Below are 14,135 nucleotides of genomic sequence, written 5' to 3' on the forward strand. Positions count from 1 at the left end.
AGGAACACGTGAATGTTATCTCATTCTACGAGTCATTTGCAATTTGTCGCGCCTAAAGCGACCTTGTACAAGCTCAAAAACCCTATGTTCGGTGATAAATCATTCACAGGGCACGATGGTGGTAATAAGGCTTCGTCTACGATTGACTCTTTTGGTACCAAAGAATGTATAGCATTTCGTGACAAGATTATTTCAAGACACTTGGCATTAGCTTCTGCTCTTCGTGCTGAGTATGAAGATGTAGCGAAAAACAAAGGGTACGTTAAAGCCAATCGACGCTTTTTAGAGCTTGATAAAAAGCTCACAGTCAACGGTTTCAGCTTATGCGCGTCTCCAGAATCCCTTCAAGACCTTTCCAAGGCTCTCTCTAACAAATGCCGACAAGCAAAAGTTTATAATCCGACCAATCATGCCTTTGTCGTTGATTATTGTTACAAGCTGGCAGCGCAATACAATATTGAGTTTGCTTTTGCCGATCTTGAACTAGAGCCAATCCTTAATCGTTTTTTAGATTATCGCATTTGGAAGCGCAAGCTTCTCTCATTGCAAAAAATCACCCTTCAAAACGTTTGTAGAGAGCTTCGTCAAGTTCATTATTTACGCTCGCCTTATTCATCAGATTTATCCCTTAAAAGGCATAAGCAGCGTAAAGCCAACAACAAAGCCTACTTAGAAAGCCAAATAGCAGTAAATCAAGATGGATACGAAGCTACTCTTTTAGACCTTTCTGACCGATCTACATCTAACCCTAAACATCGACGTACAGAACTAATTGTTACCACCAAAGGTCAAGAACTTTTAGCTAAATCATTGGGAATGATAGGGGTCTTTATTACTCCTACTTTGCATTCAGCAATGCACCGTATGACCAAGATTACTGATAAAAAAGGGAAGGTAATTAAAGTCATACCTAATCCTAAGTGGGATGGATCAACACCCAAAGACGGCCATAACTATTTGCTGAAGCAATTTTGGCAGCCAGCCTCTGCCAAGCTTAAACGAAACAACATCCAATATTTTGGCCTACGAGTACCAGAACCACATCACGATGGCACGCCTCACTGGCATCTACTTCTTTTTATTTTCCCTGATGACTATGAGCGTTTAAAAGAAATTCTAACCGAATACGCACTTCGCACCGATCCCGATGAACAAGGAGCAAGTGAACGCCGCATTACTTTTGAACGAATCAAAGAAGGCATTAACCCTGAAACAGGTCGTGAGTATTCAGCGGTTGGCTATGTCATCAAATATATATGCAAAAACGTCGATGGTTACATGGTCGATAACCAAATTCACATCACCAAAACACATAAAGATTGGCATCAAACAAACCCATATGAAAGTGCCGAAAAAATAGAAACATGGGCAAGAGATAACGGCATCAGACAGTTTCAAAGACTAGGAGTGACTAGCGTGCAGCTATATAGAGAGTTCAGACGATTAGGAGAGCAAGAAGGTCATTTAGAGACGATTAGACAAGCCGCAAAAGATGGTGATTGGGCTGCATTTGTTATGGCTATGGGTGGTCCATTTGTTCCAAGAAAAGAACAGGTGGCTACCATTGCTTATGGTAAAGGCAACAAGCTAAACAAAGACACCGGTGAAATCATTCCAGTTCTTAAAACAAGATACGGTGACGATGCAAAAGATAGAGTCATTGGTGTGCTCTACGCAGGCATGACCGTTCTGAGCCGAATCAATTTTTGGGAAATAAAAGATACTGAAGAAATCAAAATAGCTCGCCAGAAAATCATGACAGGTGTCGTAGAGCTTATGACCGAAATCTGCAAACAAAATATTCATGACATAAACAAACGAAATTTAAAACCGCATTCTGATGAAAACTTGTTTTCGAAGAGTGAGGTTCTGCCCGCGCGGCAAAGAGCGCCATTGCGACAGACGAAGTCTGGAGCCTTGGACTTGTTTCAATAACTCTACGCAGTACACATAAACGAAAATAACGGAGAAATAACTATGTTGAAAATATCTATCATTGAAGGTCATCACGCTGCACAAACACGCAATACAAAAAATGGTGCTCGTTACTTCCAAGTTGCCTATGCCGACATGGGCGGGGCTTTCCCTCAAGAAATTGAGATCCCTATTCGTAACCCTGCTGAAGCCAAGCCAATTGGCGAATACAGCCTAGCGTTATCCACTTTTCAAGTTGGTCGCTACAAGAACCTAGAGCTTAATCCTTTCCAGATTGATCTTGTGCCGTACAACAAAAACGCACTAATTCAAAAGGCCAGTTAGTCATGTCCTCTGATCAGTATGACCAGCTTTGGCTTTTAGGGTTTTGCGCCTCGCTCATTATTGCTTTTGGTCTTGGTGCAATTAAAGGGGGGCAACGATGACAGACACACAATTTGTTATTTCGTCCCTAATTACTGCTTACGTCCTAGGTTGGGCGTTTGGTTCAACAATCTTGTATTTCAAAAAACTACTTGAGGTATCTACATCATGAAATTAAATGATAAGAAAACAAAATTAGCTCTTTCAACATTAGTTGTTGCTGCGTCCATTTCTACCGCTAATGCAGCTCTTCCAGAAGCCGCGCAAGCAGCTTTCGATTCTGTTACAGCTTCTGTAACTGATGTTTCGACAGCCGCTTATGCTCTCTTAGCGGCGGTACTTGTCCCCGGCATAATCATCAAACTAGTTAAGAAGTTCACTAATAAAGCCTCTTAATGTTTCTGGCGTTTTTATAGAGACAGGGGAGGTTTAAAGCCTCCTCTTTTCTTAAAATTTAGTTTACGGCCATCATTATGAAAACTAACCAGATCTGTCAAAAATTAAAGTTCTTTCTATTAATCCCCTTATTTCTACTTTCAAGCTATTCGTTCTCTTCTGATGGCGCTGCTGGATATTATTGGCATTCCTCAACTCCAGGTTTAGTAGGATCCACTTCACATGAAGCAGCTATGATGGACTGCAATAAGTTTGAAGACTGTACAGGCGTTTCTATGGTTGCATCTGGTACATATTCAAATGGAATGCTTTACATCGATTATAAGCGGATCTTATCTTCAGGTATGTTAAGCATTGTCAGTAATCGTTTTTTTCGTATGGCATGTAAAGCTAGTACATCTGATATTGCTAGCTGTCAGGAGGGATATCAACCTCCTGTCGATATGTGTTCTGATGGTTTTCCACCTAATGTCTATGGATATGAAGATCATTGTGATCGGCCAACACCCAAGCAATGTAGTGACGGCACTTATGTTAAGGCTGGCGGTTACTGTTCTGTATCCGTTGGAGTTTGTAGTGATTACGACTCATGCTATCAGTACGCAATGAGTAAGGCGAGCTGTTCAAAAACCTCTGCTTCCGTTTTAACATTCAATTATCGTGACCCAACCAGTTTTGATTTCGCATGCGAAACTATCGACCCATCTTCTCCTGACAACCCCAGTAACGGAGGTAACGCAGATGGCAACGAATACAATGATCCTCAAAGTCCAGAGTCAACATCATCTGGCAACTCAGACTTAACATCTTTAGCAACCGCAATTGGTAAAGAACTTAGGGGGGATTTTGGTAATATCGAACGCGCTGTTCGAGATGGTACAACTGCGGCAAATGCGAACACAGACAAGACCATTGATGCTATCAACACAGCTCAAAATGATTTAAATAATACACTTACAGATATAAAGTCTGCCATTCAGGATGGCAATAATACTGATAATGGCTCAGAAGCTATAACGGACTCTATTAATACCTCTTCTTCTAAAATTACCAGTGCAATATCTAATAGCTCTAACGATATATCTGGCTCTGTAAACGATCTTAATCAAACTGTGGCTTCTGGTGATTCTGTGATTTCAGGGCAGCTATCAGACATATCTTCTAAAATCGAAAACCTTAAACCTTGTGACCCAAATACTGACGCTAAAAGCTGTGAAGGTGAGCATGGCATATCAAGTAGCTTTATCACAAATGTGATGGACACCTTACAAAACCTATTTAACGACGAGAATGAAAAAGCCGTTACTAGTATTAAGGGAGAGGTAACCTCTATTCAGGGTTCCTCACCTTTAGACAGCAGTGTTTTAGATGGTCTTTTTGATCCTATTCTTAGCATTATTCCTCAGCCACGAGAATGCTCTCCCATTATCTTTGCACCATCTAAACCTTACAGTTTCACCATTAGCTGTGAGTTCTCAGACAAATTTAAAAGCATCTTTGGCTTTTTAATTGCCATTTACACCATTCAAAGTCTCATTGGGATAGTCCTTTCAACTGCATCACCTAAAAGCCAGGGAGCTTAGTATGTCATCCTTTTTATTACCTTTAATATCAGCAGTTGGTTCACTTCTTCGCCTCCCTGCATTAGCGACTTTCATTGCTACCCTGTTTGGTAATTGTATTGCCTTTATAGCCAAATGGTTCACCGCACGAACAGCAACACAGCTTGGTGTAATAGCTTCAATTGCTGCACTTACAATTGGCATGATTACTCTTATTAAGGGACTGATTTTAAGTATTGCATTAGTAGCTCCTCCTTTTTATCAGCAAGCAGTTAGCCTTGTTGTTCCAGACAACGCTCCTGCTTGTATTTCTGCACTCATCTCAGCACACACTATTAAATGGGTTTGGCGTTGGCAGGTGAGATTCATCGAATACTACTCGTCAGGCCACTAAGGAGTACACGAATGCCAATATATTTCGTAACAGGGAAGCTTGGAGCGGGAAAGAGTTTGGTTTCCGTTGGGCGTATTAGAGATAAGTTAAATAAAGGGCTTCCTGTCGCAACAAATCTAGATATCAACCTCAAAAACATGCTGGGCAGAGATAAGAAAAATACTCGTTTGTATCGAGTACCAGATAAGCCTGAAATTTTTGATTTAGAAGCCATTGGAATTGGCAACAAGTCCTATGATGAAAGCCAAAATGGACTTCTAGTTTTAGATGAATGTGGCACTTGGTTTAACTCCAGAACATGGGCTGACAAAGGTCGGCAGGCGGTCATTAACTGGCTTTTACATGCTAGAAAGAAAGGCTGGGACGTCATTTTTATCATTCAAGATCTTAGTCTAGTGGATAAACAAGCCCGTTTGTCTTTAGCTGAACACGTAGTTTATTGCCGTCGTACTGATAGAGCTACGCTTCCTATTATTGGCTCAATTTTTAAAATTATAACAGGCGGCAAAATGCCTCTTCCAAAAGTCCACTTAGGTATTGTTCGTTACGGGGATTCGTCCACAGCCATCAAAGTTGATACATGGGTAACCGTTGGCATCTCCCTCTACTCCTCTTATGACACCAAGCAAATGTTTACTGACCATTACGACAATGGTGTCTATTCCGTTCTTCCTCCTTATTACACTCATGGACGATATTCCGTCCCTAAAACCCTTAGGAATATTATGCGTATCTCCAAAATTTACTTTCGAAAATGGTCTCGTATCACCTTCTTCGTATTTGGTGTTGTCTCATGTTTTGCAATCTTAGAAATCTTTGTAAATAAAGCGGATACCACATCACAGCCAGTGAAAGTTGTCGAGCCAGTGAAGCCTTTAAAAGATGAGCTATCAGGATGGTTAATTTCTGGCTTTGCTAACTTCCCTGGTCAACTGTCTAACTATCAGTTCACAGATTCAGAAGGCAAAAAGCACACAGCGAAATTACTCAGAAAGAAAGGTTACGTTGTTAAGTCTCGTGGCGCTTGTGAAGCCCTAATTACCAAAGGAGACGAGTATGTTTCGCTTTATTGTAATTAGTCTTTTACTAGCATGCTCGGCTGCTCAAGCTTACCCGCTTGATCCATTTATCATTAAGCATTCACCACTTAGTGATTTCTCCGAATGGGTAGCGCAACAAACCCATAAAAACATCATTCTTGGTAAAGGGGTTGAAGGTAATATTTCAATCAACGTAAGCACACTTGATGACCAAGAAGTGATCCCCTTGTTTAAGAAAGTCATGGCAGCAAATGGCTACAGCGTCAAACAAGAAAATGATGATTTGGTCGTTGCAATCGATACCAATTCTCAAATTAATTTACCTATACTCGATGCCAAGGTTTACACCTTAAAACATATAAGAAACTCTAAGGCTGTAGAGCTTTTCAATACCATATTGTTAGCTGCTAACTCAGAAGAGCCTAAAGACTCAACTGATAAAGACAACACTACCGCTAAAGTCACTGTTTCTCGCCACTCTGTTGAGCCTCTTGTTGGTTCAAACTCTCTTTTGGTGCTAGCAACAAAAAAGCAGCTTGCTTCATTAGATGGCATCGTTTCTCAAATCGACTTAAATATAAAGCAAGTTTTGATTCAGGCTATTATTCTTGAAACCGACATATCTAATCGAAAAGATCTAGGCATTAACCTTGGGACCTCTTTGTCTAAAAATGGTTTTGCGCTTAAGTCCACCACAAACTCATCACAATCAAGTGATATAGCAAACTTAGCTCTCGGTGGGTACGCTCTTTTAGGCTCAGGAGGGAGTATTACAGGGCTAATTTCAGCACTTATGACAGATGATAAGACCAAAATTCTTTCAACCCCTAACATCTTGGTCATGGATCGCGAATTAGGACATATTTCAGTGGGTCAGAACGTGCCATTTTTAGTATCAACTCAAACCACAGACGGCGGTGTTCAAACACAATCCATTCAACGTAAAGACGTTGGGGTTAGCTTATCAGTAACACCTCATGTTCTTGGCTCAGGTCAAGTTGTATTAAAAATCACACAAGAATCATCAAGCGTTACAAACAGCGCTCAGGCCAGAGACATTATTACTAATCAACGGTCTATCTCAACCGTAGCTCGTCTTAATGATGGTGAGACGATAGCGCTCGGCGGACTAATTTCAAATGAGTCTAGAAAGACGACTACAGGTGTTCCTGTTCTAATGAATATACCTCTCATCGGCGGACTATTCCGTTCTGAAAGTGTTGAAAATGGTCAAAAAGAACTAATGGTTTTTATTAAGACAACGGTTTTTTAATGCAATAGCCCTCGTCCTCCTGCCACGCAGTGGTCTGGGGGATGAGGGCTATTACATTAGTTATAGGTCTTCAATGCTCACCTCTATTTCTGGGGAGTTTTGGCGCTCTCTCACAAGCTGAGCTAATTCAGCATCTTCAAATTCATCAGCAAGCTTTTGATCGTCTTCTTTTAGTTTTTTTGTTCCATCTTTTTCGCTTGTCATATTCGTGTCTCATAAGTTGTTCATTCGTCAAATTGCCGACTCAAGAAAATTGTAGCAGAGCTTTCACACCTTTCAATGTGATCTTTAGTCGACTATTATTTTCACTATTTTATAGCCATGTTAGCTGATTTTGTTCTATTGATTAATAGATGGTTTATTGTAGTTAACTATGTCTACATAATGACTACAACGCTATGTAATACAGTGGTTTAAAGTGGTCTTATCTGCCCTTCATCTATCGCTAAATCCACATTATTACACTACAATCCACTATGGCCTGTGTATGGTATGGGTTCGATCCCCCCCACCTCCACCACTTAAGTGGTTGTGTTTAAAAGGGTTTGCACTTTTTAAACTCAGCTCGGTGCACACAAGAGGCACCAAAGAATGTAAGGCCACCTTCGGGTGGCTTTTTTATTGCTCTGAAAAATTTAACGCTATCTTTTTTGAGGTGATATCTTCTATCGCTCAGCAATCATCAACAGCTTGCTTTCTAAGGCGCCTACCGTCTAGTAAGAAGTAGCTGAGTATGTCGTCCCATAGTTTTATAATTCGCTTCAAAGCAAAAGCAGTTGGTTGATTAGGTTCAGGAGATAAGAATTTTCGGTATAGGAGGCTAAAACACCTTTTAGAAGGTGTTTTAGTTTTCGTCAGGCACGCTTTTAAGGTGTTGTTGGTACTGTGCGATGTTGAGTTTGACTTGTGTTTCCAACCAGGCTTTTTCGTCGTCATCGGCGTTTGCCATAAAATCACGAACCAATGTCATGATACGTTCAAAGCGTGGGTCACTGCCGTACTCACCGTTTGGCTCGCGCACAGCGGAGCTGGCGGAGTCATCTGAAGGCGCGAACATTTGCCCCTTTCCGCTGAGTAACCAATCAATCGAAACACCATATTTTGCGTGGATTTCACGCAATAGTTTCGCACCCAATGGTTTTTTTTCATAAATACTGTTTGTGATCGTTCTTACTGTTACGCCTGTATCTTTTTGAATATCCTCAGGTTTTAAATTCAACTCAGCCAGAAGCAATTGAAATCGATAGATTTCACCTTCTTTTTTCTTTCCTATCCATTTTTTAGGTGTTAAAATTTGATTTGTCATTGTTTGACCTCATTTGAAACCAAAGTATATCAGGAGAAAGAGGATGCAAGAACCAACAAAGAAACGGGTGTCACAAAAAAGGCAAAATCGCGTCTCAGAGCAGATCAGTTTTCGCCATAGTGAATCGGTAAAAACCAAGCTTATGGAGCTTTCATTAGAAGAGAACCTTGGCATTGCAGAGATTGCTCGCCAGATATTTAATGAGGGGTTAAAAGCGCGCTACGGCGTCATCGTGCGAGGGAACCAAGTGATTGAATAAAGCATCCCCGCACGAATCGTCTAAAACATTAACGAAAATTGCCGAATACATTAGGGTTAATGCCTAAATAAACCTGTAACGATGAAGGACAGTAGAAGGCTAACGACCTAGATGGAATGGAAGGACACACAAATGGATACGTTAGGAATACAACGCCTCGCCGAATACGCTCTCGGACTCACACCAGATCAGACCGATGCTTTGATCGATAATGGCGAAGATTATGACACCCCGCTCAAAGAGCACTTTGGTATCGACTTAGAAACCTTTGGCAAAGTCGCCAATGCCCTTATTTCACTCACTCCAATGATTGAAGAACCAGACTCTCACCGACTGGTACACGCCTTTGTGACATTTCAAAATGGCTATGGCACCATCATTACTAAACAGTCAATCAGTCCTACACTGGCACTTGATGAAGAAGTGCTTTAGTGGAAAAAAATACTCAGAGGTAACACTGCGCCTAAGAGCCCCATATAAATTAAAAATGGTATGGTGTAGTGTCATGCGCCGAATTACCACTTTGGGCAATCACCATTATTTTGACAATAATGGGTCATCTATTTTCAACAATCAGTCATAACATTGTAAGACGGTAACTATTACTCGGATTTGTCGCTGAATTATGCTCTCATAAAATGACAGTGAATCGAAATAACGACTTTATAGAGGATGTAAACGTGAGATTTTTTATCACTACGGTTTTGCTCAGTGTCTTACTAGCGGGTTGCTCCACTTCTGAGATCATGCAAGGTCATCATGTGAGCAACGTTGACCCTGACGTGCACATTGCCAAAACCGCCAAAATCAAAATTCAAGGAAGTCCAAAAGGCGATGAACTGACCAATAAACGCTATATTCCCAATGTTATCGCCTCTTTCAACGCGTTGGGCTATAAAAACGTTTCCACTGACTATAAGCACCCCGATTATATTTTGACCATCAACTTCCACTCATCTGAGAAGAAGAAGGATCTTTCTGTTCCGATTTTTAATGATGTCAACAATGGTTATTACACAACCTGTAGCAAACCCAAAGGGGCTAATCAGGAAGTCAACTGTGTGCGGACAGAAAGAACGGTCACCCGTGTCACGGGCTACCGAACGGTCACGGCAATGGTCAGCGTTTATACCTTTGATTTTAATATCAAAGACAACAAAGGCGCACCCGTTCTGGTCTCTAGTAGTTCCCTCGAGAATGAGACCTGCTCGAAATGGAAGGTGTTTGCCTTTTTAGCCAAAGAGGCGGTGGCGAAAACCAGTTTTACCAACCCGATGGATCAGGGTTTTACCGTAAAAATGCCAAAAAACTACCAATGCAAAGCGGATGACAACTAGCAGTCCTGCCCGTTTCTAAACATGTAGAGCCAATGTTCATTTTGTGCATTGGCTCTAGAGTGCGTTTGTTTCTTCCCTGATTTTGCACCTCTCTTCTAACAATAAGCTTTATTTATAGCTGATTGACTTAAATAGAGTTTATCATTGCTGTGCATTTTTTAATCACATTAAGTGTTTAAGAACGAATTTGTTATAAAAAAACGATATGGCTCAAAGCTGCCGTGCGCTCGTAGTCATCTATACTGTGCAGTAGAGCGCGTGAAAAGATGAGCAGTAGTTCCGTGCCAAACAGTGTCGATACATTGTTTCCAATGTTCAATTGTTTTTTGAAAAAACACGAGGGGAAATCTATGATCAATCACGTTTGGGGGTTAATTCATCATCCGGAACAAGAATGGCGAACCATCAACAAGGAAAATGAAAGCGTCAGCCATTTATATCTACACCATGTACTATTAATGGCAGCCATTCCCGTGGTAAGCACCTTTATTGGTACTACTCAGTTTGGCTGGACATTTGGTGGTAACGATACCATTAAAGTCTCTCTGCTCAATGGCTTAAGCCTTGGTGTCTTGTTCTATCTTCTTATCTTAGCGGCGGTGGCCATTGTGGGCAGTCTCATTCATAGAATGGCAAAACAATACCCAAACCGACCTAGTCGACATGAGTGTATTGTCTTTGCTGGCTACATTGCGACGCCTTTGTTTTTAAGCGGCATTTTCGCGGTTTATCCAATTATTTGGCTATGTACACTCGCTTGTGTGGTAGGCATTTGCTATACAGCGTACTTACTGTACAAAGGGACGCCAAGTTTCTTGGGCATCAGTCATGAGAATGGCTTTATTCTTTCCAGCACAACGTTAGGCATTGGTATTTTGGTGTTAGAAGCCGTATTAGCGGGCATTGTACTCTTGTGGAGCATGGGCTCAGAACACAGTGTTGTTTGGCACTTCTTTCAATAATGCGTCCGCTTTTCCACAACACCATGCAATGACTGACATGGCTAAACGATGACTCACTAAAAAGACAAAGCGCTTTTCAGCCCTTCCTGAAAAGCGCTTTTTACTAGCCGCTCTCTTTTTCCTATCCGCTCGTATCGTACATCACCTCGACGCCATGACGGCTATCCTCTGGTCGAGATTGGGAAGCGTTTACGTTATGTAACAGTGCTATCGCTCTCTTTGATAGATAATAGTCCATAAGACATCGCCATCTACAGACATTAGCTGGCGGAGGCACATTAATAACAAAGCGAGGAGAAAGCGTATTTTGTCGACTCTTGGCCCATGGAGGCTCATTCATCATTCTCATTTTAGATAGGCGTCTTGAAATCAAACATGACCGACATAACTAGCCGCCGTAAATTGGCTTCGATATAGTAGGATTATGCATTTTATAGGAACGAGTATCATTATGTTGCTTATGGATTCCCCCTTTTACAGCCGTCACGTTTATAAAGGTGTTGAACAGTGAAGTCTTTAATCTGGTTACCTTTTTTGCCTTTACTTGGCACTTTGATTCCACTTATTACGTCGCGACTTAGCCGTACTGCCTGTGCGTTTTTAACCGCCGTTTTACCAGCCTTAACCTTGTTTTTGGTACTGTCCCATACCGAGGCAATTTTTCATGGTGAACGTTTTTTTGCGTCCATCCCTTGGGTACCTGCCATTGGTTTACAACTGGCCTTCCGACTAGACGGTTTGTCTCTGCTGTTTTCCATTTTAATATTAGGCATTGGTCTGCTGGTTATTCTGTACGCACGCTACTATTTGTCGGCAAAAGACTCTATCGGCAAATTTTATTCTTACCTCATCCTTTTTATGTTTGCCATGTTAGGGGTGGTGCTATCGAATAATTTGATCCAACTCTGGTTCTTTTGGGAGTTAACCAGTATCAGCTCGTTCTTGCTGATCAGCTTTTGGGGAGACAAATCCGAGGCTCGTAAAGGGGCTCGCATGGCGTTGACGGTGACGGGAGCAGGCGGTTTGGCCTTGCTCGCGGGGTTGATCTTACTCGGTCATACGGTTGGTAGTTACAATTTACAAACGGTGTTAAACAGCGGCGATATGATTAAAGCCAGCTCGGCCTATCCCATCATTTTAGTCTTGGTGCTGCTAGGCGCCTTTACCAAATCGGCCCAGTTTCCTTTTCATTTTTGGCTACCAAATGCCATGGCAGCCCCTACGCCAGTCAGTGCTTACTTACATTCGGCCACCATGGTAAAAGCCGGTATTTTCTTGATGGCACGTTTTTACCCCGCGCTTGCCGATACCGATTTGTGGTTTATGTTGGTCAGTTTAACGGGCTTGGCGACCTTCTTAACAGGCGCCTACATCGCTTTATTTCAGCACGATTTAAAAGGCTTGCTGGCCTACTCTACGATCAGTCATTTAGGGTTAATGACGCTTTTATTGGGCATGGGAACGGATTTAGCCGCCGTGGCAGCACTTTTCCATGTGATTAACCATGCCATTTTTAAGGCCTCTTTGTTTATGGCGGCGGGCATCATCGATCACGAATCCGGCTCGCGCGATATGCGTCAACTGAATGGCTTGTGGAAATTTATGCCCTATACGGCAACTCTGGCCATGGTCGCGTCGGCATCCATGGCTGGGGTTCCTTTGATGAATGGCTTTTTATCTAAGGAGATGTTTTTTACGGAGACCTTGCACCAAGCATCGTTAGGCTCTTTATCTTGGATGGTCCCTGTATTAGCAACGCTTGGCGGGATTTTTTCCGTCGCTTACTCCATGCGCTTTATTCACGATGTCTTTTTTAACGGCGACCCCATTAATTTGCCTAAAACGCCCCATGAACCCCCTCGTTATATGAGAGTGCCAGTGGAAATTTTGGTCGCCTTGTGTTTACTCGTGGGGATTTTCCCAAGTGTGATGGTCGGAAACTTGCTCTACGCTGCGGCGTCTGCGACGCTGAATGGCTCTGTCCCCAGTTACAGTCTAGCGATTTGGCATGGTGTCAATTTCCCTTTACTCATGAGTATTATCGCGATGTGCGGTGGCTTGCTTGTTTATGCGAATCGCCAGCACCTTTTCAAGTTCCAAGCACAGTTCCCTACTAGCGACCCTAAATTGGTGTTTGAAAGTGCTGTCCAGTACATTACCCGTCGAGCGAGCCAGTTTATTGCATTCACTGAAAATGGTTCATTACAGCGTTATGCGTTTTTGACCTTGTTATTAGCCGTGGTGATGACCACCATTCCGCTGATGAGGTTGAATGCAACGGCAGGACTGCGTCCTGAGATTCCCGTCGATGCGTTATCCATTACGGCAGCGGTTCTATTGTGTTTATCTGGTTTAGCAACGGTTATTTGGCATCGACGTCGCTTGCTCTCTCTATTGACCTTATCGGTAGTGGGATTGATCGTGTCATTGGCTTTTGCAAAATTCTCAGCCCCTGACTTGGCGTTGACTCAGTTGTCTGTAGAAGTTGTCACCGTGATTTTGCTGATCCTAGCACTCTTCTTCTTACCGCAAAAAACGCCGAAAGAGTCTTCCCCACGCCGTGTGGTTCGTGATTTAAGTCTAGCGGCCTTTGTCGGTGGTACCGTCGGCACCATTTGTTATGCCTTGATGACGCGTCCGCTGGACAGCATTTCGACCTTTTTTACCGAAAACAGTAAAACCGGCGGCGGTGGCACCAACGTGGTGAACGTCATCTTAGTGGACTTCCGTGGCTTTGATACCTTAGGAGAAATTACCGTACTGGGCATTGCGGCACTGGGTATTTATAAACTCATCGCCAGAATGCGACTTTATATGCCATCAGGAGATTACCAAGGCCGCCCCTGGGCGGAAGACAAGCACCCCATACTGTTGGCGGTCATTTCTCAAAGCTTGCTACCATTGGCCTTGTTGGTCTCAGCTTACATTTTCTTGCGGGGTCACAATTTACCAGGCGGCGGCTTTATCGCTGGCCTGATCACATCGGTGGCCATTATTCAACAATATGTTGCCCACGGTGTGGAGTGGGTAAAAACACGCATCAAGCTGGATTATCAGATCATGATCGGCAGTGGCATTGCTATTGCCACCCTCAGTGGCTTAGGTAGCTGGTTGTTTAATCGTCCCTTCCTCACCACGTGGTTTGATTATTTCTCCTTACCACTCATTGGTAAGTTCGAACTGGCCAGCGCCATGATATTTGACCTTGGTGTGTACCTCACCGTAGTGGGAGCCACCATGTTGATCTTGGCAAATTTAGGTAAGTTGACCACTAGCGAGCGCCCTACTCAACAGGAGCATGAATAATT

Annotated in this window: 15 protein-coding genes; 13 read left to right on the plus strand and 2 right to left on the minus strand. The window is 42.6% G+C overall.

Annotation, left to right across the window (positions count from 1 at the left end):
- Positions 1–36 precede the first annotated feature (36 nt).
- The 8 genes from AC0VYG_RS20620 to AC0VYG_RS20655 all read left to right on the plus strand — a co-directional run bounded on the left by AC0VYG_RS20620 (position 37) and on the right by AC0VYG_RS20655 (position 6,963).
- Positions 37–1,935: a replication endonuclease gene (locus tag AC0VYG_RS20620; protein ID WP_475429763.1), complete on the plus strand. Its 1,899-nt coding sequence runs from the start codon at positions 37–39 to the stop codon at positions 1,933–1,935.
- A 42-nt stretch (positions 1,936–1,977) separates the two neighbouring features.
- Complete coding sequence (locus AC0VYG_RS20625) at positions 1,978–2,259, plus strand: single-stranded DNA-binding protein (protein WP_475429764.1); 282 nt, start codon at positions 1,978–1,980, stop codon at positions 2,257–2,259.
- Between the two features lie 2 nt (positions 2,260–2,261).
- Positions 2,262–2,360 carry a tail virion protein G7P-2 gene (locus AC0VYG_RS20630; protein ID WP_475429765.1) on the plus strand — a complete coding sequence of 33 codons (99 nt, stop codon included), beginning with the start codon at positions 2,262–2,264 and terminating at the stop codon, positions 2,358–2,360.
- A gap of 106 nt (positions 2,361–2,466) precedes the next feature.
- On the plus strand, positions 2,467–2,694 hold the full coding sequence (locus AC0VYG_RS20635; RefSeq protein ID WP_475429766.1) for a major coat protein: 228 nt from the start codon (positions 2,467–2,469) through the stop codon (positions 2,692–2,694).
- Positions 2,695–2,771: 77 nt separating this feature from the next.
- Complete coding sequence (locus AC0VYG_RS20640) at positions 2,772–4,277, plus strand: hypothetical protein (protein ID WP_475429767.1); 1,506 nt, start codon at positions 2,772–2,774, stop codon at positions 4,275–4,277.
- A gap of 1 nt (position 4,278) precedes the next feature.
- Positions 4,279–4,650, plus strand: a complete 372-nt coding sequence (locus AC0VYG_RS20645) for a DUF5455 family protein (RefSeq protein WP_475429768.1) — start codon at positions 4,279–4,281, stop codon at positions 4,648–4,650.
- An 11-nt stretch (positions 4,651–4,661) separates the two neighbouring features.
- Complete coding sequence (locus tag AC0VYG_RS20650; protein ID WP_475429769.1) at positions 4,662–5,729, plus strand: zonular occludens toxin domain-containing protein; 1,068 nt, start codon at positions 4,662–4,664, stop codon at positions 5,727–5,729.
- Positions 5,707–6,963, plus strand: coding sequence for a hypothetical protein (locus AC0VYG_RS20655; RefSeq protein ID WP_475429770.1), 1,257 nt, complete (start codon positions 5,707–5,709; stop codon positions 6,961–6,963). Before AC0VYG_RS20650 ends, AC0VYG_RS20655 begins: the two co-directional genes overlap by 23 nt.
- A gap of 60 nt (positions 6,964–7,023) precedes the next feature.
- On the opposite strand, the gene AC0VYG_RS20660 is transcribed toward AC0VYG_RS20655, so the two are convergent.
- Together AC0VYG_RS20660 and AC0VYG_RS20665 are read right to left on the minus strand one after the other, a co-directional pair.
- Positions 7,024–7,167: a hypothetical protein gene (locus AC0VYG_RS20660; RefSeq protein ID WP_475429771.1), complete on the minus strand. Its 144-nt coding sequence runs from the start codon at positions 7,165–7,167 to the stop codon at positions 7,024–7,026.
- Between the two features lie 640 nt (positions 7,168–7,807).
- Positions 7,808–8,269 carry a helix-turn-helix domain-containing protein gene (locus AC0VYG_RS20665; protein ID WP_475429772.1) on the minus strand — a complete coding sequence of 154 codons (462 nt, stop codon included), beginning with the start codon at positions 8,267–8,269 and terminating at the stop codon, positions 7,808–7,810.
- Between the two features lie 43 nt (positions 8,270–8,312).
- Here AC0VYG_RS20665 and AC0VYG_RS20670 point away from each other — a divergent pair, with 43 nt between their 5' ends.
- The 5 genes from AC0VYG_RS20670 (at position 8,313) to AC0VYG_RS20690 (ending at position 14,133) form a co-directional block, all read left to right on the plus strand.
- Positions 8,313–8,528 carry a hypothetical protein gene (locus AC0VYG_RS20670; RefSeq protein WP_475429773.1) on the plus strand — a complete coding sequence of 72 codons (216 nt, stop codon included), beginning with the start codon at positions 8,313–8,315 and terminating at the stop codon, positions 8,526–8,528.
- A gap of 132 nt (positions 8,529–8,660) precedes the next feature.
- Complete coding sequence (locus tag AC0VYG_RS20675) at positions 8,661–8,960, plus strand: hypothetical protein (RefSeq protein WP_475429774.1); 300 nt, start codon at positions 8,661–8,663, stop codon at positions 8,958–8,960.
- Positions 8,961–9,208: 248 nt separating this feature from the next.
- Positions 9,209–9,865: a hypothetical protein gene (locus AC0VYG_RS20680; protein WP_475429775.1), complete on the plus strand. Its 657-nt coding sequence runs from the start codon at positions 9,209–9,211 to the stop codon at positions 9,863–9,865.
- 350 nt (positions 9,866–10,215) lie between these two features.
- Complete coding sequence (locus tag AC0VYG_RS20685; RefSeq protein WP_475429776.1) at positions 10,216–10,827, plus strand: Yip1 family protein; 612 nt, start codon at positions 10,216–10,218, stop codon at positions 10,825–10,827.
- Between the two features lie 507 nt (positions 10,828–11,334).
- The gene (locus AC0VYG_RS20690; RefSeq protein ID WP_475429777.1) at positions 11,335–14,133 is read left to right on the plus strand and encodes a monovalent cation/H+ antiporter subunit A; all 2,799 of its coding nucleotides are present in this window, start codon (positions 11,335–11,337) and stop codon (positions 14,131–14,133) included.
- Positions 14,134–14,135 lie beyond the last annotated feature (2 nt).

It is taken from the genome of Marinomonas sp. 63XJN7_7_ISO-PGPR-S23-202, assembly GCF_056173505.1.